The 17,680-nt window shown below is 73.2% G+C and carries 13 protein-coding genes; 5 read left to right on the top strand and 8 right to left on the bottom strand.

Annotated elements, in window-relative coordinates; translation table 11 throughout:
- Positions 1–47: 47 nt before the first annotated feature.
- Together ACIP4O_RS26930 and ACIP4O_RS26925 are read right to left on the bottom strand one after the other, a co-directional pair.
- Positions 48–1,055, bottom strand: a complete 1,008-nt coding sequence (locus tag ACIP4O_RS26930) for a zinc-binding alcohol dehydrogenase family protein (protein ID WP_401578499.1) — start codon at positions 1,053–1,055, stop codon at positions 48–50.
- 95 nt (positions 1,056–1,150) lie between these two features.
- Positions 1,151–2,461 (bottom strand): PLP-dependent aminotransferase family protein, encoded by a 1,311-nt coding sequence (locus tag ACIP4O_RS26925; protein WP_401578319.1) that lies wholly within the window; start codon positions 2,459–2,461, stop codon positions 1,151–1,153.
- A 93-nt stretch (positions 2,462–2,554) separates the two neighbouring features.
- Here ACIP4O_RS26925 and ACIP4O_RS26920 point away from each other — a divergent pair, with 93 nt between their 5' ends.
- Entirely contained in the window at positions 2,555–3,388 is an 834-nt protein-coding gene (locus ACIP4O_RS26920) for an alpha/beta fold hydrolase (RefSeq protein ID WP_401578317.1), read from the top strand.
- 114 nt (positions 3,389–3,502) lie between these two features.
- Here the strand turns inward: ACIP4O_RS26920 and ACIP4O_RS26915 are convergent, their stop codons facing one another.
- Entirely contained in the window at positions 3,503–5,869 is a 2,367-nt protein-coding gene (locus ACIP4O_RS26915) for an LPXTG cell wall anchor domain-containing protein (RefSeq protein ID WP_401578315.1), read from the bottom strand.
- A gap of 265 nt (positions 5,870–6,134) precedes the next feature.
- On the opposite strand from ACIP4O_RS26915, the gene ACIP4O_RS26910 reads away from it, so the two are divergent.
- Positions 6,135–7,637, top strand: a complete 1,503-nt coding sequence (locus ACIP4O_RS26910) for a VWA domain-containing protein (RefSeq protein ID WP_401578313.1) — start codon at positions 6,135–6,137, stop codon at positions 7,635–7,637.
- 239 nt (positions 7,638–7,876) lie between these two features.
- A complete protein-coding gene (gene metG / locus ACIP4O_RS26905; protein ID WP_401578311.1) occupies positions 7,877–9,595 on the top strand; it encodes a methionine--tRNA ligase in 1,719 nt (572 codons plus the stop codon).
- A gap of 68 nt (positions 9,596–9,663) precedes the next feature.
- Here the strand turns inward: metG and ACIP4O_RS26900 are convergent, their stop codons facing one another.
- From ACIP4O_RS26900 to aspS, 3 genes are all read right to left on the bottom strand, one after another.
- Positions 9,664–10,059 (bottom strand): type II toxin-antitoxin system VapC family toxin, encoded by a 396-nt coding sequence (locus tag ACIP4O_RS26900; RefSeq protein ID WP_401578309.1) that lies wholly within the window; start codon positions 10,057–10,059, stop codon positions 9,664–9,666.
- Positions 10,056–10,283 (bottom strand): FitA-like ribbon-helix-helix domain-containing protein, encoded by a 228-nt coding sequence (locus tag ACIP4O_RS26895; RefSeq protein WP_401578307.1) that lies wholly within the window; start codon positions 10,281–10,283, stop codon positions 10,056–10,058. Before ACIP4O_RS26895 ends, ACIP4O_RS26900 begins: the two co-directional genes overlap by 4 nt.
- A 275-nt stretch (positions 10,284–10,558) precedes the next feature.
- The gene (gene aspS, locus ACIP4O_RS26890) at positions 10,559–12,322 is read right to left on the bottom strand and encodes an aspartate--tRNA ligase (protein ID WP_401578305.1); all 1,764 of its coding nucleotides are present in this window, start codon (positions 12,320–12,322) and stop codon (positions 10,559–10,561) included.
- 146 nt (positions 12,323–12,468) lie between these two features.
- Here aspS and ACIP4O_RS26885 point away from each other — a divergent pair, with 146 nt between their 5' ends.
- On the top strand, positions 12,469–14,754 hold the full coding sequence (locus tag ACIP4O_RS26885) for a SpoIIE family protein phosphatase (RefSeq protein WP_401578303.1): 2,286 nt from the start codon (positions 12,469–12,471) through the stop codon (positions 14,752–14,754).
- 95 nt (positions 14,755–14,849) lie between these two features.
- Here the strand turns inward: ACIP4O_RS26885 and ACIP4O_RS26880 are convergent, their stop codons facing one another.
- Entirely contained in the window at positions 14,850–15,956 is a 1,107-nt protein-coding gene (locus tag ACIP4O_RS26880; RefSeq protein WP_401578301.1) for an AI-2E family transporter, read from the bottom strand.
- Between the two features lie 242 nt (positions 15,957–16,198).
- Here ACIP4O_RS26880 and ACIP4O_RS26875 point away from each other — a divergent pair, with 242 nt between their 5' ends.
- Positions 16,199–16,930 carry an SDR family NAD(P)-dependent oxidoreductase gene (locus ACIP4O_RS26875; protein ID WP_401578299.1) on the top strand — a complete coding sequence of 244 codons (732 nt, stop codon included), beginning with the start codon at positions 16,199–16,201 and terminating at the stop codon, positions 16,928–16,930.
- 415 nt (positions 16,931–17,345) lie between these two features.
- Here ACIP4O_RS26875 and ACIP4O_RS26870 read toward each other — a convergent pair whose 3' ends face one another.
- A complete protein-coding gene (locus tag ACIP4O_RS26870) occupies positions 17,346–17,546 on the bottom strand; it encodes a CsbD family protein (RefSeq protein WP_401578297.1) in 201 nt (66 codons plus the stop codon).
- Positions 17,547–17,680 lie beyond the last annotated feature (134 nt).

The raw sequence follows: 17,680 nt of genomic DNA, 5'->3' as shown, positions 1-17,680 counted from the left end.
TGCGGGCCTGTAGGCCTGTGGGAGGTGCCTAATTCCCGTGTCACGGGTCAGGAAAGGTCGTTGACGAGGACCGCCGCGCCGTCGAAGCGGCCCGCCTTGAGGTCGGCGAGGGCTTCGGGGGCGCGGGACATCGGGTACGGGTGGACGGTCGAGCGCACGCCGTGCCGCTCGGCGAGGTCCAGGAACTCCCGCCCGTTGGCTCGGGTGTTGGAGGTGACGCTGCGCAACTCCTTCTCGTAGAAGAGCTCGTGCTCGTAGTCGAGCGGCGGGGTGTCGCTGAGGTGGATGCCCGCGACCGCGAGGACGCCGCCCCGGTCCAGGGCGCGCAGCGCGGTCGGTACGAGGTCGCCGACCGGGGCGAAGAGGATCGCTGCGTCCAGGGGTTCGGCCGGGGCGTCGTAGGCGTTGCCGACCGACACCGCGCCGAGTTCCCGCGCGAGCGCGCGGGCCGCCTCGCCGCGCGTGAGGACGTGGACGCGGGCGCCCTGGGCGCGGGCGAGCTGGCCGCACAGGTGGGCGCTGCCCCCGTACCCGTAGAGCCCGAGGCGCCCGCCCTCGGGCAGGTCCGTGCGCAGCAGCGCGCGGTAGCCGATGATGCCGGCGCACAGGAGCGGCGAGAGGGCCGTGTCCTCGACGGCGGCCGGGAGGCGGTAGGCGTAGGGGGCGGGCACGGTCGTGTACTCGGCGTAACCGCCGTCCGCGTCCCAGCCGGTGTAACGGGACGCCGGGCACAGGTTTTCCGCCTGGCGGCGGCAGTAGCGGCACGTACCGTCCGTGGAACGGAGCCAGGCGATACCGACCCGGTCCCCCACGGCGAAGCCCGAGACCTCCGAGCCGAGCGCGGCGACCTCACCGACGACCTCATGACCAGGGGTGACGTGCTCCTTGTGCGGCGGGAGGTCGCCCTCGGTGACGTGCAGATCGGTGCGGCAGACACCGCAGGTGCGCACGTGGACGAGCAGCTCGGCGGGACCGGGGACCGGGACGGGTTTCTCGACGAGGCGCAGGGGGCGGGACTCGGCGGGGGCGGGGGCGGTGAGGGACCAGGCGCGCATGGTGGGCATGGGGTTCCCCCGGGATGCTGGGAACGGACGGCCCTTCTCAGGATGCGCGGCGAGCCCCGGCCCCGCCACCCGGCCACGGCCCGGGCTCAGGCGGGGAGTGTCATGGCCAGGGTCGCCAGGGTGCGGAGGGTCGTGCGGAGGGTGGGGAGGGGGAGGGCGGCGAGGCCGAGGCGGAGGGTGTGGGGGGCGGTGTACGGGGGGACCGCGAAGGTGGGGCCGGGGGTGACGGCGATTCCGGCGGCGCGGGCCGCAGCGGTGAAGGGCTCGGCGCGCCAGGGGGCGGGGAGGTGCCACCAGGTGAAGTAACTGGCGGGGTGTGACTTGGTGTTCGGCAGTTCCTCGGCCGCGATGAGTTGTCGGCGGGCCGCGTCCGCCCGCTTGTTCGCCACGAGCCGGGCCGCCGTGCCGTCCGCCAGGACCCGCGCCGCCGCCTCCACCGCGAAGCCGCCCGCCGTCCAACTCCCCTCGCGCAACGCGGTCTCGGCCCACTCGACGCGACCTTCCGGGACGAGGAGCATGCCCGCCATGAGCCCCGGCGCGACCCGCTTCGACAGGCTCTCCACGACGTACGTGCGTTCCGGCGCGAGCGCCGCGAACACCCGCTCCGCTTCCGGATCGGCGAGGAAGGACCACACCCGGTCCTCGACGACGGGGATACGCAACCGCCTTGCCACGTCCGCGAGTTCGGCGCGCCGCTCCGGTGGCGTGGTGCGGCCCGTGGGGTTGTGCAGCGTCGGCTGGAAGTAGAGCGCCGCGGGGCGTTCGGCGGCGAGGGCGGCGGGCACGATCCCGTGCTCGTCGAGCGGCAACGGCACGAGGACCCGCCCGAGCCGCTCCGCCATCTCCTTGACCAGCGGATACGTGAGCGACTCGACGCCGATCCTGCCGCCGCGCGGCACGGCGCACGTGAACGCGGCGGCGAGCGCCTGCCGCCCGTTCCCCGCGAAGAGCACGCGCTCCGGGTCACCCGCCGGGCCGAAGAGGCGGGCGGCCGCCTCGCGCGCGGCCCGGGTCCCGCGCGGGGAGAGGGGCGCGGTCGCGCGGGCGAGCACGTCGGGGCGCAGGAGCGGGGCGAGCGAGGCGGCAAGTGCCGCGGGCTGACCGGGGGTTGTGGGGTAGGTGAGTTCGAGGTCGGCGGGGGCGGCCCCGGGCGGCGCGGCGGTGAGCGCGGCGGCTCCGGCGACGGGCGGCGCGGCCCGTACGTACGTACCGCGCCCGACCTCCCCGACGACGAGCCCGCGCCGCCTCAACTCCCCGTAGACGCGGGCGGCGGTCGAGGCCGCGATGCCCTGCTCGCGCGCGTAGGCGCGTTGCGGCGGGAGGCGGTCGCCGGGGCGGAGACGGCCGGAGAGGATGCGGTGCGCGAGGACGTGGGCGTGGCGAAGGTACTCGTCCATGACCGGCCTCCCTCATCGCCCCGGGCGCGGGATCGCACCGAGAGCAATCGCCATGATTGCACCGCGCCCCGGCCGCTCCCTACCGTCCCCCGCATGACGTCCCCGCAGCTCACGCCGCCCCCGATCGCCCTCGCCCACGACGACGACGGTCCCGCCCCCGCGCCCGGCGCCCCGTTCCCCCTCGTCCTCCTCCACGGCACCCCCTTCGACCGCACCCTCTGGACCCCGCTGCGCGAGCGCCTCGCGCCGCGCCGACGCGTCCTCGTACCCGACCTGCGCGGCTACGGCGAGAGCGAAGTCACCCCGGGCACGGTCGAGTTCGCCACCTTCGCGGCCGATATCGCCCGGCTGCTCGACGCGCGCGGGGTCGGGGACTTCGTGCTCGGCGGGCTGTCGATGGGAGGCCAGATCGCGATGGAGTGCGTAGGGCGATTCGGCGCGCGGGTAAGGGGCTTGCTGCTCGTGGGGACGACTGCGGAGGCGGAGTCGCCGGAGGGCGTACGGGCCCGCGTGGAGCTCGCGGCGCGGCTCGAACGGGAGGGCATGGCACCGTACGCGGACGAGGTGCTCCCCCGGATGACCGCGACGCCGCCCGGTTCCCCCGTCACCGCGCACGTGCGCCGCATGATGCACGGCACGCCCCCCGCCGGAGCCGCCGCCGCGCTGCGCGGCCGGGCCGTGCGCCCCGACTACCGCCAGGTGCTGAGCCGGTTCACTGGGCCCGCGCTGGTCGTGGTGGGCGAACGGGACACGTACACCCCGGTCCCCACCGCCCGCGCCCTGGCCGCCCTCCTCCCGGACGCCCGCCTGGAGATCGTCCCGGGCGCCGCCCACCTGCCGCCGCTGGAGGCGCCGGAGGAGTTCGGGCGGTTGGTGTCGGACTGGCTCGGCACGGGGGCCGCCCCGCGTGCGGGCCGGGCGGGCTGAGCGTGCGCGGGCGCCCCCGCGAGATGAGGGGGCTCACCTCGCGCGGGCGTCACCGGTCCGCCTCACCGCCGGGGCACGTCGCACACCCCGTCGGGGGACGTCACACCCGCCGCCTCACTGGTACCTCCGCCGCCGCACCCACGCCATCCGCAGCAGGACCCCGCCGCCGAGCAGCAGCGCGAAGGCGACGCCGGCGGTCGGCGCGAGCCAGGACCTGTCGTCGCCCGTGTGCGGAAGCACGCCCGGGGACGACGGCGAGGGGGACGGGTGCGGCGAGGTGCTGGGGCCCGGGGAGGGCGAGGGGGACGGGGAGGGGGACGGGCCCGTGAAGGCGTTCGCCACGCGGAACACCGTGCTCTCCCCCGGCCGCACCTCGAACGGTTCGCCCAGCTCCACCGGCCGCTGCTCCCCGTCGTCGACCATCAGGCTCGCGGTCGTCTCGACCTCCGCGTCCGGCGCCGCGCCTGTACGCGGCTCGGTCACCGTGCAGGTCGTGGCCGTGTTGAAGGTGTACTGCGGGAGGCTGCCGCCGCTCGCGCCCGGCGCGATGTCGAGGCCGTCCCCCGCGCCGTCCGCGCAGTTCAGTTCGAGGCGCGCGGTGTCCGGGCGCAGTTCCTCGTCGTCGCTCGTCGTCTTGATGACGTCGAGCGTCCCCGCCGCCTCGAACCGGTTGGTGAAACGGCAGGTGGGCTTGGGGTCCTCGGGCGTCAGACGCACCTCGACGCTGGAGCTGCCCGGCCGCAACTCGCCGTCCTGCGCCTCCCCGCAGTCCACCGACTCCAGGACCCAGCGGCCCGCCTCCGTCGCCGGGGGCAGGGACTCCTGGACCGTGTACCGCAGCCGGTCGTCCACCCGCAGTTCGCTCGCGACCGGACCGGGCCCGCCGTCCTGGCGCACCGCCGGGGTGACCGTGTCCTCCGCCTCCGTCGTCGCCTCGCCCTTGTACAGCGCGGAGCCGTCCGCGGGACCCGTGACGGCCGGGTGCGGGGTCACGCCGTAGCCGAAGGTGCCCGTACCGCCCCGGGTGACCTTCTCGATCGCGATCGCGCCGCCGGGCGTGAAGGTGTTGGTGAGCAGGCAGTGCGGGTTCTCGCCCGCCGTGACCTCGTGCTCGACCCGCCAGGCGTCACCGGTGTCCGTGATCGGCACCTCCTCGCCGTCGCAGACCGCGCTCGTCAGCTCCCACGTACCGCGCCCGTCCGGGGCGGGCTTGCGCTCGATCGCCGTGTACGTGCCGGTGACGACGTCCTGCGAGCCGGCGACCGTCTCGGGCACGCCCGGTCGCGTCGTCGTCACCGGGTTCACGTCGACGGGCGGTGCCCCCGGCGGGACGTCCAGGTCGATGTCGAAGGTGCCCGTCCCGCCGAGGGTCTCCTTCTGCAACAGGCCCTCGCCGCCGCTGCGACTGTTGGTGACCGTGCACGTCACCGTCTCGCCCTCGACGAGCCCGATCTCCACCTTGCCCGCCGAATCCGTCCTGACCTCGCTCCGGCCGGAGCCGCCGCCCGGCGCCGTGACGACGCAGTCGGGGCTGCCGACCAGCTCCCAGCCGCTGCCGGGTTCCAGGGCCTCCTGGAACGTCCACGGGTTGCTGTCGATGTCCGACTCGCCGCGCACGAAGGTCTGCGAGGCGTCCTTGCCGGTCGACGCGGAGAGCACGAAGTCGTTGACGCCGTCGTTGTTGGTGTCGGCGTAGGAGATGTTCCCGTTCACACGGAAATCACCCTGACCCGCGCCGTCGATGTGTTTGACGACCTTGATCGTGCCCGCACCCGGTGGCGGCGTCACCGCGTAGTAGTAGCAGAAGACGTGGCGGGCGCCGGAGGGGAACGACACCTGCTCGACGTTGTCGCCGTTGAGGGCGTCCTGCGCGCAGCGCAGCGCGCCGAAACCGTACTGCTCCTGCTTGCCGTTGAGCGGCTGCGCGGGCGTACCGCCCTGCGTCCACAGGGCGTTGGCGTTGAGCGCGGCCCTCTCGGCGTCGGTGAGGCGGACGGTGACGGCGCCCTGGAGGCTGCGGCCCGTCGGGTTGCCCGCCGCGTCCAGCTCGGGGGTGCTCGCGGTGGTCGTGATGTTCTGCCGGATGGGGCCGGTGACGGTGCTCAGGTTCTGGGTGGCCGCCGTGGGGCCGGTGATGCCCCGGCCGGTGGAGAACGTCCAGCCGGTGAGCGGTTCGCAGGGCGGCAGCGGGGTGCCCGCCGCCTCCTTCGCCGCCGAGACCGCCTCGGAGCTGTTGTAGTTCGAGTTCGGGCCGAGGTCGCGCAGCGACTCCTGGATGTTGTTGCGCGCCTTGTTGGCCATGATGTCGCTGTACTCGGGGCAGTCCCGCGCCACGTAGGTGACGGACAGCGGGTTCTCCGCCGCCACCGCGCGCGGCTGCGCCCCGTACGCGGGGACGCCCGCTCCCGCCGCCACCAGCAGCACCCCGCACCACAGGGCCCACAGCCGCAGCAGGCGCCCTTCTCGCACGTCCCTCGTCATCCGTACCTCACCACCGCACGTCGTCACTTCGGACACAGCCGTGCCGGTATGCGACAGGAGAAACGGGAGGCGCTACACCAAGCACACCGACAGACCGTCCGAAAATCACACAGATGCGGGCATGCCGGTACCGGAGTGACGGCCGCCGCGAGGCCCGCGACCCTTCCGCCGACCGCCTCGGAGGGCGGCTAACCTTACGTATCCGCCCTGGCCACGGATCGCCGGGAACCAAGCCGTGAACCAACTGACGCGAAGGGGTGCGCGCATGGGCATTCTGGATCTGCTGCGGAACGCTTTCGGACGCCGGAAGGCGGAGCCGACACAGGCGGAGGCGGAGGCACAGGGGCAGGAGTCACCGCGGGCGGGGGAGGCGGCCGGGGCCGCGCCCCGCGAGGAGGCCCCCGCGCAGGACGCGGAAGCCGCGGCCCCCACCGTCCCGGCCGCCCGTACGGGTGAAACCGACCCCGAGCCGCGACCCGAGCCCCAGCCCGAACCGCTCCCCGAGCAGCGCCGCTCCACCGACGCCACGCTCGCCGACGACCTCGTGGCGGCGGCCTTCGACCGCACCCAGGACCGCCCCACGATCCCGCACCCGGCGGAGCCGGTGGAGCCGGAGGCGGTACGGGAGCCGGTGGAACCGGAGGCGGTACGGGAGCCGGAGGCCGTGGACGCGGAGCCCGAGGCGGTACGGGGGGCGGCCGACGCGGAGCCCGAGGCCGCGACGCCCACCGCGAGCGAGTCCCAGCCCGAGGCCGCGCCGGTCGTCGAGCCGGAGCCCGTACCGGAGTCGGAGCCCGCCCAGGCCATCGCGCCCGAGCCCGAGGCAGCCGTCGAGCCCGAAGCGGCCGACGAGCCCGCCCAGGCCGACGAGCCCGCCCAGACCCCCGAGACCACCCCGGAACCCGCCCCCGAGCCGCAGCCCGAGCCGGCCGCCGTCGCGACCCCGGAGCCGGAGACCGTACCGGACCCGGAGGCCGTACCCGAGCCGGAGGCCACCACGGAGCCGGAGGCCGCGCCCGCGGCCGCCGCCGAGCCCACCCCCGCGCCCGGCCCGGCACCGGCCGCCGAGGCCACCCCCGCGCCCGCTCCTCCCAAGGCCGCCCCCGCCACCCCCGCCACCCGCGTCAAGCGCCTCGCCCCCGGACTGGTCCCCGCCCACAAGAGCGCCGGTGCCGCCCTGCGCAAGGCCGGGCTCACCGGGACGCGGGCCCGCGTGTACCTCGTGCTCGACCGCTCGGGTTCGATGCGCCCGTACTACAAGGACGGCAGCGCGCAGGCGCTCGGCGAGCAGGTGCTCGCGCTCGCGGCGCACCTCGACACCGAGGCGATCGTGCGGCTCGTCTTCTTCTCGACCGCGATCGACGCGACGGGCACGCTCGCGCTCGACGCCTACGAGGGCGTCGTCGACGCGCTCCACGAGGGCGCGGGCCGGATGGGCCGCACCAACTTCGCGCTGGCGATCGAAGAGGTCCGCACCCTCCACGCGAAGGAGGACGCCGGGACCCCGGCGCTCGTCGTCTTCCAGACGGACGGGCCGCCGGACGTGCGGACCGTCGCGACGCAGGCACTCAAGGAGGCCGAGGCCGAACAGCCCGAGATGCGCTGGCAGTTCGTTTCCTTCGGCGAGACGGAGTCGAAGAACTTCGACTACCTGCGGCGGCTCAGGGCGGCCAACGCGGGCTGGTTCCCTGCGGGCCCCGTACCGAAGGAACTGACCGACGCCGAGGTGCTCGGCGGGCTGCTCGCGAACTGGCGGCCACAGGGCTGAGCGAGGCGGCGAGCGCGGCCGGGTCCCGGGACCGGGACCCGGCCGTCTCACGTTGCGTGACCGTCCGGTCCCCAGCCGTACCGCCATTCCGCGCCCGCTGTCCACGGAGAGAAACCCCCGGAGCCCGTCTCGCCCGTTCGGCTACGATTTCCGGGATAACAGGTGACCGGCGGACACACCACCCGTCCTCCGCCCCTCACCTTCCGTAGCGACTCGTAGCAGCTTGGGAGCAGCCCCCGATGGCTCGACACCTCATCACCAGCGCCCTTCCGTACATCAACGGGATCAAGCACCTGGGCAACATGGTGGGGTCCATGCTCCCGGCCGACGTCTACGCGCGGTACCTGCGCCAGCGCGGGCACGAGGTGCTCTACATCTGCGCGACCGACGAGCACGGCACCCCCGCCGAGCTGGCCGCCGCCGCGCAGGGCGTGCCCGTCGCGGAGTTCTGCGCCGCCGCGCACGACGCGCAGAAGGCCGTCTACGACGGCTTCTCGCTCGCCTTCGACCACTTCGGCCGCTCCTCGTCCGCCCAGAACCGCGAGCTGACCCAGCACTACGCGCGAAGGCTCCAGGAGAACGGTTTCATCGAGGAGCGCGCGATCCGGCAGGTGTACTCGCCGGTCGACGGCCGTTTCCTGCCCGACCGCTACGTCGAGGGCACGTGCCCGCACTGCGGCTACGACAAGGCGCGCGGCGACCAGTGCGAGAACTGCACGCGCGTCCTGGACCCGACGGACCTGATCAACCCGCGCTCGGCGATCAGCGGTTCGACGGAGCTGGAGGTCCGCGAGACCAAGCACCTCTTCCTGCTCCAGTCCAAGCTCCAGGGCGAGGTCGAGAAGTGGATCGACGCGACGGCCGACTCCTGGCCGCAGCTCTCCTCCTCGATCGCCCGCAAGTGGCTCACGGAGGGCCTGCACGACCGCGCGATCACGCGTGACCTCGACTGGGGCGTTCCCGTACCGGCCGACGTGTGGCCCGAACTGGCCGCCGAGGGCAAGGTCTTCTACGTGTGGTTCGACGCGCCCATCGAGTACATCGGCGCGACGCGCGAGTGGGCCGAGTCGGCGCCCGAGGGCGCGGGCCGCGACTGGAGGTCGTGGTGGTACGAGGCCGATGACGTGCGCTACACGGAGTTCATGGGCAAGGACAACGTGCCCTTCCACTCCGTGATGTTCCCGGCGACGCAGATCGGGACGCGCGAGCCGTGGAAGCGCGTGGACTTCCTGAAGTCCTTCAACTGGCTCAACTACTACGGCGGCAAGTTCTCCACCTCGCAGCACCGGGGCGTCTTCACGCACGACGCGCTCGAACTGCTCCCGGCCGACTACTGGCGCTACTTCATGATGGCGAACGCGCCCGAGTCCGACGACTCCTCCTTCACCTGGGAGCACTTCCAGGCGACGGTCAACAAGGACCTCGCGGACACGCTCGGCAACTTCGTCAACCGGGTCCTGTCCTTCTCCCGCAAGCGGTTCGGCGACGCGGTGCCCGAGGGCGGGACGCCGGGCGAGGCGGAGGCGAGGCTCGGCGAGGAGATCGCCCGGCTGCTCGCGGAGTACGAGGAGCAGATGGAGGCGCTCCAGTTCCGCAAGGCCGCGGCGGCGCTGCGCGCGCTGTGGTCGGCGGGGAACTCGTACCTGGAGGAGAAGGCCCCCTGGCTGGAGATCAAGACGGACCAGGGGGCGGCGGCCCTGACGCTGCGGACCGCGATGAACCTGATCCACCTCTACGCGGTCGTCTCCGAGCCGTTCGTCCCGACGACGGCGAAGGCGATGCGGACGGCCTTCCGGCTGGAGGGGGACACGGCGACGTGGATCTCCCGCGACGAGGCGAAGACCCTGACGGCGGTCCCGGCCGGCACCCCGTTCATCGTCCCGCCCGTGCTCTTCGCGAAGCTGACGGACGACGACCTGGAGGTCTTCAAGGAGCGGTTCGGAGGGGCGGAGGACTGACGTCCCTCTTGCGGGGAGACGGGGCCGCTGCCCGGCGCGGGTGGCGGCCCCGGCTGCGTGTACGGGGGTCAGCCGATGAGCTCGACCGCGCAACGCTTGCCCGTGCCGCGTTGCAGACGCGCATCACCCGTGAGCAGCGTCGCGCCGAGCTGCTCCGCGAGGGCAATGTAGGAGGCGTCGTAGGGCGAGTAGTTGTGGCGCAGCTCCCAGACGCGTAAGAGCAGCCCTTCGTGCTTCACTCGGCGTATCGGAAAGGACGGCAGCTTCCGCATGGCCCTGTCGGCCATGTGCTCCGTGACCTTCCCGGCGCGCAGAAGACTGCGCGTCACGTTGATGAACTCCAGGTCGATCAGCGCCGGGGCGTAGACCTCGGTCATGCCACGCAAACGTTCTCTGGCGGCCTTCCCCTGCGGCCCCTCCTCGTAGTGGAGCGAGACCAGGACCGAGTTGTCCAGAACGATCACCGGTCGCGACCCTCGCGCTGCATCGCGACGATCTCGTCCATGGTCACATCGCTGACCGCGTGGTCGCGCAGGTCGTCCAGGATCTCGTCAATACTGGGCCGCCGGGCCAGCTCTTCCACCTCGATACGCAGGTACTCCTGCAACGAGCGCCCGGACTCGGCAGCGCGCCGGCGCAGTATCGCGTACGCCTCTTCGTCGAGATTGCGGATCTGTACAGTCGCCATGCATACAGGCTAGCGCTGGTCCAGCGCCACAGCAGCCACAAAAGCGGCCGGACATCCGTTCGGACATCCGGCCGCGAAACGCCCGGAACCCAGCCAGGCCAAAACCCGGCCCTCCAGCGGACCAGGTCAACACCCAGCCTCTCTGGGGCACCTCCCGGCCGGAGGCTGGGGGAGCTTGAGGAGCGGGGGCCCGGGGGCGGAGCCCCCGAATCCGGGGGTGCGGGGGCGAAGCCCCCGGGCGGGGGCCCGGGGCGGAGCCCCGCCCCCGCCTCCCGCTACTTCTGAACCGGCTTCCTGAGCTGAATGTTCAGCTCCCGCAGCCTCGTCTCGTCCAGCTCCGTCGGCGCGCCCATCATCAGGTCCTGCGCGTTGCCGTTGAGCGGGAAGGAGATCGTCTCGCGGATGTTCGGCTCGTCGGCGAGAAGCATCACGATGCGGTCGATGCCGGGCGCGATGCCACCGTGCGGCGGCGCGCCGAACCGGAGGGCGCGCAGCATGCCCGCGAACTCGTGCTCGACGGTGTCGCGGTCGTACCCGGCGATCTCGAACGCCTTCAGCATGATCGCGGGCTCGTGGTTGCGGATCGCGCCCGAGGAGAGCTCGATGCCGTTGCACACGATGTCGTACTGCCAGGCCAGGATGTCCAGCGGGTCCTTGTGCTCCAGCGCGTCCATGCCGCCCTGCGGCATCGAGAACGGGTTGTGCGAGAAGTCGATCTTCCCGGTCTCCTCGTCCTTCTCGAACATCGGGAAGTCGACGACCCAGCAGAACCGGAAGACGCCCTCCTCGAAGTGCCCGGCCCGCTTGGCGGCCTCGACGCGCACCGCCGACATGATCTTCGAGACCTCGTCGAACTCGCCCGCGCCGAAGAAGACCGCGTACCCGGGAGCCAGCGAGAGGCGCTCGGTGAGCGCCTTCACGTCGTCCGCCGTGAGGAACTTCGCGATCGGTCCCGCGAGCTGCCCGTCCTCGCCCACGCGGACCCACGCGAGGCCCTTCGCGCCCTGCTCGACCGCGTACTCACCGAGCTGGTCGAAGAACTTGCGGGACTGACCGGCCGTGTCCGGAACGGGGAGCGCGCGCACGTGCTTGCCCGCGAACGCCTTGAACTCGGAGGCGGCGAAGACGTCCGAGATGTCGTGCAGTTCGAGCCGCGCCCGCAGGTCCGGCTTGTCGTTGCCGTACTTCAGCATCGACTCGCGGAACGGGATGCGCGGGAACGGCGAGGTGACCTCACGGCCGCCGCCGAACTCGGTGAACAGCTCCGTCATGAGCTTCTCGACGGGCTGGAAGACGTCCTCCTGCTCGACGAAGCTCATCTCGACGTCGAGCTGGTAGAACTCGCCGGGCGAGCGGTCGGCGCGCGCGTCCTCGTCGCGGAAGCACGGCGCGATCTGGAAGTACCGGTCGAAGCCCGAGACCATGAGCAGCTGCTTGAACTGCTGCGGGGCCTGCGGCAGCGCGTAGAACTTGCCGGGGTTCAGGCGCGAGGGGACGACGAAGTCGCGGGCGCCCTCGGGCGAGGTCGCGGTGAGGATCGGCGTCGCCATCTCGTTGAAGCCGAGCGCGACCATCTTCTGCCGCACGGCCGAGATCACGGCGGTGCGCAGCATGATGTTGCGGTGCATGCGCTCGCGGCGCAGGTCGAGGAAGCGGTACTCCAGGCGCCGCTCCTCGTTGACGCCGTCCTCCGCGTTGATCGTGAACGGCAGCGGCCCGGCCTCGCCGAGCACCTCCACCTCGCCCGCCTCGACCTCGACCGCGCCCGTGGGCAGGTCCGGGTTGACGTTCTCGGCGCCGCGCGAGACGACCTTGCCGTCGACGCGCAGGACCGTCTCCTTGGAGAGCTTGTCGAGCGTCTCGAAGGCGGGCGTGCCGGGGCGGGCGACGAGCTGGGTGATGCCGTAGTGGTCACGCAGATCGATGAAGAGGATGCCGCCGAGGTCGCGCCGATTGTGCAGCCAGCCGCTCAGCCGGACGTCGCCGCCGACGTCGGAGGCGCGGAGCTCGCCGCAGGTGTGGGACCGGTACCGGTGCATCTCTATCCAGTCGCTCGGGTGTCAAGAATGTGGGCGTGTAAAACGTGCGCGTACCAGGTTACCGCCGCCCCGCTTGCCGCCCGGGCGCTGCCCCGAAGCACCCTTCCGACTGGCCACCCCCTTCGCGATCTACGTAAAATACGACAATGGGTAGCGAAAACGTCGCCCCCACCCCCGCCGAGGCACTCTCCGTGCTGCGCACGGGACTGTGGCGGTGGGACGACGCGGCCGGGACCATCGCCGTGGACGCCGAGGCGGCCCGGTTGCTCGGGCTGCCCGCGCGTCCCGTGACGCTCACCGAGGCGGCGGTCCGGGCCCGTTTCCACCCCTCCGACTGGAACGAGATCCAGAGCGTCATCACCCTCGCCGCCGCCGAGGAGACCCTCGGCGAGGCCCGGCTGCGGGTCATGGACGAGCAGGGCAACGTGGTCCGCGTCGTCCGCACCCGCTCGCGGCCCACCCGCCCCGTCGGCGCGCCCGAGGAGGACGAGGCCGAGACCGAGCGCGACGTGGCCGACACCGCGGCGACCTGGCTCGGCAGCGACGTCACCGCCCCGGCAGCGGGCCGCACCTCCCGTAGCGGCCCCGGGTTCATCCTCGTCGGGACCTTGCAGGAGATCACCGAGCCCTCCCCGGGCACCGTCGCGCGGGCGCCCGTCACCGGCGACTGGCGGCGCTCGCGCGAGGCGTTCCTCCTCGACGCGGGCCGCGCGCTCGCCGAGGCCCGCTCCACGACGGAGGTCCTGCGCGTCGCCGCCGGGCTCTCCATGCCGGGCTTCTCCCCCGACGGCCTCGCCGTCTTCGGCGTCGAGAACGACCACCTCACCGTCATCGGCCACCACGGCCACCGCAGGGACGCCGCCGCGCCCTTCGCCGACATCCCCCTCGACGCCGACTACCCGGCCGCCGAGGTCATCCGCACCGGGCGCGCCGTCTACCTCTCCTCGCCGGACGCGTACCGCGAGCGCTACCCCCAGACGTGGCCGCTCATCACCGCCTTCAACCGCAAGTCCTGGGCGTTCCTGCCGCTCGTCGCCTCCGGGCGCACGATGGGCGCCTGGCTCGCCGCGTTCACGTACCCCGTCGCCTTCACCGCCGACGAGCGTTCCGTGCTCGCGACCGTCGCACGGATGCTCGCGCAGGCGCTGAGCCGCGCCGGGATCGCCGACTCGCAGCGCGAGCTGTCCGAGGACCTCCAGCGCTCCATGCTGCCCCGACTCGGTCCCGCCATCCCCGGCATGAGCCTCGCGGCCCGCTACGTACCCACCGGCGGCGGCCTGCGCGTCGGCGGCGACTGGTACGACATGATCCCGCTCCCCTCCGGCCGCACCGCGCTCGTCATCGGCGACGTGCAGGGCCACGACGTGCGCGCGGCCGGGCTCATGGGCCAGCTGCGGATCGCGGTACGCGCCTACGCGTCCGAGGGCCATCGCGCCGACGCGGTCCTCACCCGCGCCGCCCGCTTCCTGCACGGCATCAGCGAGACGCGCGGCATGGACTCGACGGCGGTGGAGGGCGCGGACGCGCTGGACGACCTGGACGACGAGCCGCGCTTCGCCACCTGCCTGTACGTCGAGGTCGACCCGGCGAACGGGACCCTGGAGATCGCCCGCGCCGGGCACCCCGAGCCGGCGGTCCGGATGGCCGACGGCACGATGCTGCGCCGCTCCGTGGCGGGCGGCCTCCCGCTCGGCATCGACCCCGACGCGGACTACCCGACGACGCGGCTCGTCCTCGAACCCGGCGAGACGATCCTGATGTGCACGGACGGCCTCATCGAGACCGGCGGGCACGACCTCGACACCGGCTGGCGGCGGCTGCGGCGCGCCGTCGAGTCGTACGAGGGCGACGACGTCGAGGGCCTCGCGGACGCCCTGCTCGGCGCCGTCCACGGGCCGGGCGCGGAGCGGGACACGGGGCCGCTGCGACCGCTCCACGAGGACGACATCGCCGTACTCCTCCTGCGCCGCGCGCTCATCGGCTCCTCCAGCAGGCTGCGCCACCCGCGCGGACGCCGCGCGATCCTCTCCGTCGCGCAGGCCGAGCCGGAGCGGGTCGCGGGGGCGCGCCGGCAACTGCGCGACCTGCTGCACGACTGGCCGGAGCGGGAACAGGTCGACTCGGCGGTGCTGATGTGCTCCGAGATGCTCACGAACGTGCTCGTGCACACCGAGGGCGACGCCCTCCTCATCGCCTCCGTGACGGGCCCGCCGGGTGCGCGCCGGATGCGCGTCGAGGTCATCGACGACGACGACACGCTCCCGCACCGCCGCGACCCGGGCGAACTGGCCTCCTCGGGGCGGGGCCTGGTGCTGATGGAACTGCTCGCGGACGACTGGGGGGTGTCGCCGCGGGGCGAGGGGAAGTCGATCTGGTTCGAGCTGCGGGAAGAGGACGACGATCAGGAGGGGGAGGGCCGCGCGGAGCCCTGAGGAAGTGGGGGGTCCGGGACCCCCGTGCGGTCCCGGACCCCTATCCGTACCGTAGAGCGTTACAGGCTGTTTTATGTGATTTAACGGTGAACCGTTCAGGGAGTGTCGCCCGCCTCCCCGGCGCTCGCGCCGCCGCCCTCACCCCCGTACCGCTGCCGCAGCTCCCGGAAGATCCCGAACGCGGCGGCGGTCAGCGGGACCGCGAGGAGCATCCCGAGGATGCCCGCGAGCGAGGCGCCCGCCGTGATCGTCACCATGACGACGGCCGGGTGCATCTGCACGGTGCGGCTCTGCACGACCGGCTGGAGCAGGTGCCCTTCGAGCACCTGTACCGCGAGCACGACCCCGAGCACCCACAGCGCGATGACGAAGCCCCGGTCCGCGAGGGCGACGAGGATCGCGACGGCGCCCGAGATGAACGCGCCGAGGTAGGGGATGTACGCGCCGAGGAAGACAAGCGCGCCCAGGCCGAGCGCGCCCGGCACACCCAGCACGAGCAGCCCGACCGTGATGAACGTGGCGTCGATGAGCGCGATGATCGTCGTGCCGTGCATGAAGCCCGCGACCGCCTGGTACGCGCGCCGCGCCATCGCCTCCACGAGGTCGGAGCTGCCGCCGGGCGACAGCTCGCGCAGGCCGTGCAGCGCGCGGCCCGCGTCGCGCAGGAAGAAGAACATCAGAAGCAGCGCGAGCACGGCCGTCGCCACGAAACCGCCGACGACGCTGAGCCCGTTGATGACGCCCGTCGCCGCCGTACCGCCGAACCTGTTGAGCAGCTGACGGGCGTTGTGCGTGATGTCGTCGAGCGAGGCGTCCTTGGCGCCGACCCAGGAGGCCGCGTCCTCGTAGCCGCTGCGGATCGAGTCGAGGATCTGCTGCCCGTTGTCGACGATCGCGCTCGTCACGATGTACCCGGCCCCGCCGACCGCCGCCACGACGGCCGCGCACGTGATCCCGGCCGCGAGCGAGCGCTGCACGTGCGCGCGGCCCACGAGCAGCGAGTAGAGCGGCCGCAGCAGCGCCGTCCCGAGCACGGCGAGCAGGATCGGCGTGACCGCGGTCTTCAGCTCGACGCACAACCAGATCCCGACCGCGGCGACCCCGGCGGCGAGGAGGACGAGCACGCACCAGGCCCCGAGCCTGCGCATCGGCTCGGGCAGCAGCTCTGCGGCGGACTTCGCGGACGGGGGCGGTACGGGCATGGGGGTAGCGGACCACGGAGCGGGGTGCGGGGACGCGGTGCCATGCCGGGCGGGGGGCCGGAAGGAGGTGTGGGGGGCCAGGCGACCGGCGGCGTCGCTCCGGCCGGCCACCCCTCCCCGCTCCCCACGACGGCGGCCGGACCGCTGCGGCTGAGGGGCGGTGTGCTCCTCGACGTGACGGCCTGAACGCGAGGGCGGATTCCCGCCAGCACCGGCCCGCGCCCGCCACAACCATGAACCCCATGAACGGACTTGAGGGAAAGACGGCTCTGGTGACCGGTGGTTCGCGCGGGATCGGGGCCGCTGTCGTGCGGCGGCTGTCCGCCGAGGGCGCGCGCGTCGCGTTCACGTACGTACGGGACGAGGCGCGCGCGACGGCGCTCGTGAAGGAGTTGGACGGCACGGCGCTCGCGCTGCGGGCCGACAGCGCGGACCCGGCGGCGGTGCGGGGCGCGGTGGAGGAGGCCGTACGGGCCTTCGGCGGGCTCGACGTCCTCGTCAACAACGCGGGCGCGTTCCACGTGGGGGCGCTCGCGGAGCTGGGGGACGCGGAGATCGAGCGGACTCTCGCGGTCAACGTCCGCGCCCCCTACGAAGCCGCCCGCGCCGCCGCCCCGCACCTCCCGGAGGGCGGCCGGATCATCACGATCGGCAGCAACATGGCCGTCCGCGCCCCCTTCCCCGGCTTCGCCCTCTACGCGATGAGCAAGACGGCCCTCCTCGGCCTCACCAAGGGCCTGGCCCGCGAACTCGGCCCGCGCGGCATCACCGCGACACTCGTGCACCCCGGCCCCACGGACACGGACGCCAACCCGGCCTCAGCACCGCAGGCGGCCTCGATCGCAGGCCTCACCGCCCTCGGCCGTTACGCCGCCCCGCATGAGATCGCGGCGACGGTGGCCTTCCTCGCCGGCCCGGACGCGGGCTATGTCACGGGTTCGGAGCTCACGGTGGACGGGGGGTGGGGGGCGTGAGCAAGCGAGGGGGCCGGGGCACACCGGGCGTCCGCGCGAGCGGCGGAGCGCCGGCTTCGCCGGGCGCGTGGCAGCCCGCGCGCCCGAGCTCCGCCCGGTCGTGCCGTGGCGAACCGCTTTCCGGTTTCCTGCTCGTTTGACACACAGGCGCCCTGGCCGACACGACCAGACTCTGCGGGGACCACGTCAGCATCGTCGCCGTCTGACCGGACGACCAGTCCCCGCGCACACCGGGACCCCGCACGCACCGAGACCCCCGCCCGGAAGGGGCGGGGGTCTCGTCGCGGAGGCGGGTGCGCACCGGAGCCCGAGGGGGGCGTGGCTCCGGTGGCACCCGGTCCTTGGGGTGGACGCGGGGCCGCTCGGGTCAGGGATTGCCCCGGTCCAGGTCTGAGGATGTCAGTGACGCGAGGCGTCAGTGGCGGAAGGCGTCCTTCGTCTTCTCCTTCGCCTGCCGCATGTCGCCCCGGGAGCGTTCGACGCCGCCCTCGGCCTGGAGCCGCTCGTTGCCGAGGAGCCTGCCCGCCGTCTCCTTCGCGGTGCCCTTCATGCGCTCCGCGCGGGCGGTCGACTTCTGGTCCGTATGTCGTGCGTGCTTGCCGTGCTTCGCGGCCATGATCGTGCTCCTTCGCTTCAGGCTGTGAGCCGTATCGCTGACACCGACCGAGTGCCCCGCCCCTCGCGCCTCACACCTCCCGGCCCCTGTCCATTTCGCGGACGCTTCCCAGGACGTACGCATCTTGTATCTAT

The sequence above is a fragment of the Streptomyces sp. NPDC088923 genome (assembly GCF_044749745.1).
Classification (GTDB): Bacteria; Actinomycetota; Actinomycetes; order Streptomycetales; family Streptomycetaceae; genus Streptomyces.
This window is presented reverse-complemented; position numbering and strand designations above follow the sequence as displayed.

Bases quoted from the DNA above. Each gene is read 5' to 3' on its own strand.
- ACIP4O_RS26930 (WP_401578499.1), bottom strand. From the start codon at position 1,055: ATGCGCGCCTGGTCCCTCACCGCCCCCGCCCCCGCCGAGTCCCGCCCC.
- ACIP4O_RS26925 (WP_401578319.1), bottom strand. From the start codon at position 2,461: ATGGACGAGTACCTTCGCCACGCCCACGTCCTCGCGCACCGCATCCTC.
- ACIP4O_RS26920 (WP_401578317.1), top strand. From the start codon at position 2,555: ATGACGTCCCCGCAGCTCACGCCGCCCCCGATCGCCCTCGCCCACGAC.
- ACIP4O_RS26915 (WP_401578315.1), bottom strand. From the start codon at position 5,869: ATGACGAGGGACGTGCGAGAAGGGCGCCTGCTGCGGCTGTGGGCCCTG.
- ACIP4O_RS26910 (WP_401578313.1), top strand. From the start codon at position 6,135: ATGGGCATTCTGGATCTGCTGCGGAACGCTTTCGGACGCCGGAAGGCG.
- metG (WP_401578311.1), top strand. From the start codon at position 7,877: ATGGCTCGACACCTCATCACCAGCGCCCTTCCGTACATCAACGGGATC.
- ACIP4O_RS26895 (WP_401578307.1), bottom strand. From the start codon at position 10,283: ATGGCGACTGTACAGATCCGCAATCTCGACGAAGAGGCGTACGCGATA.
- aspS (WP_401578305.1), bottom strand. From the start codon at position 12,322: ATGCACCGGTACCGGTCCCACACCTGCGGCGAGCTCCGCGCCTCCGAC.
- ACIP4O_RS26885 (WP_401578303.1), top strand. From the start codon at position 12,469: ATGGGTAGCGAAAACGTCGCCCCCACCCCCGCCGAGGCACTCTCCGTG.
- ACIP4O_RS26880 (WP_401578301.1), bottom strand. From the start codon at position 15,956: ATGCCCGTACCGCCCCCGTCCGCGAAGTCCGCCGCAGAGCTGCTGCCC.
- ACIP4O_RS26875 (WP_401578299.1), top strand. From the start codon at position 16,199: ATGAACGGACTTGAGGGAAAGACGGCTCTGGTGACCGGTGGTTCGCGC.
- ACIP4O_RS26870 (WP_401578297.1), bottom strand. From the start codon at position 17,546: ATGGCCGCGAAGCACGGCAAGCACGCACGACATACGGACCAGAAGTCG.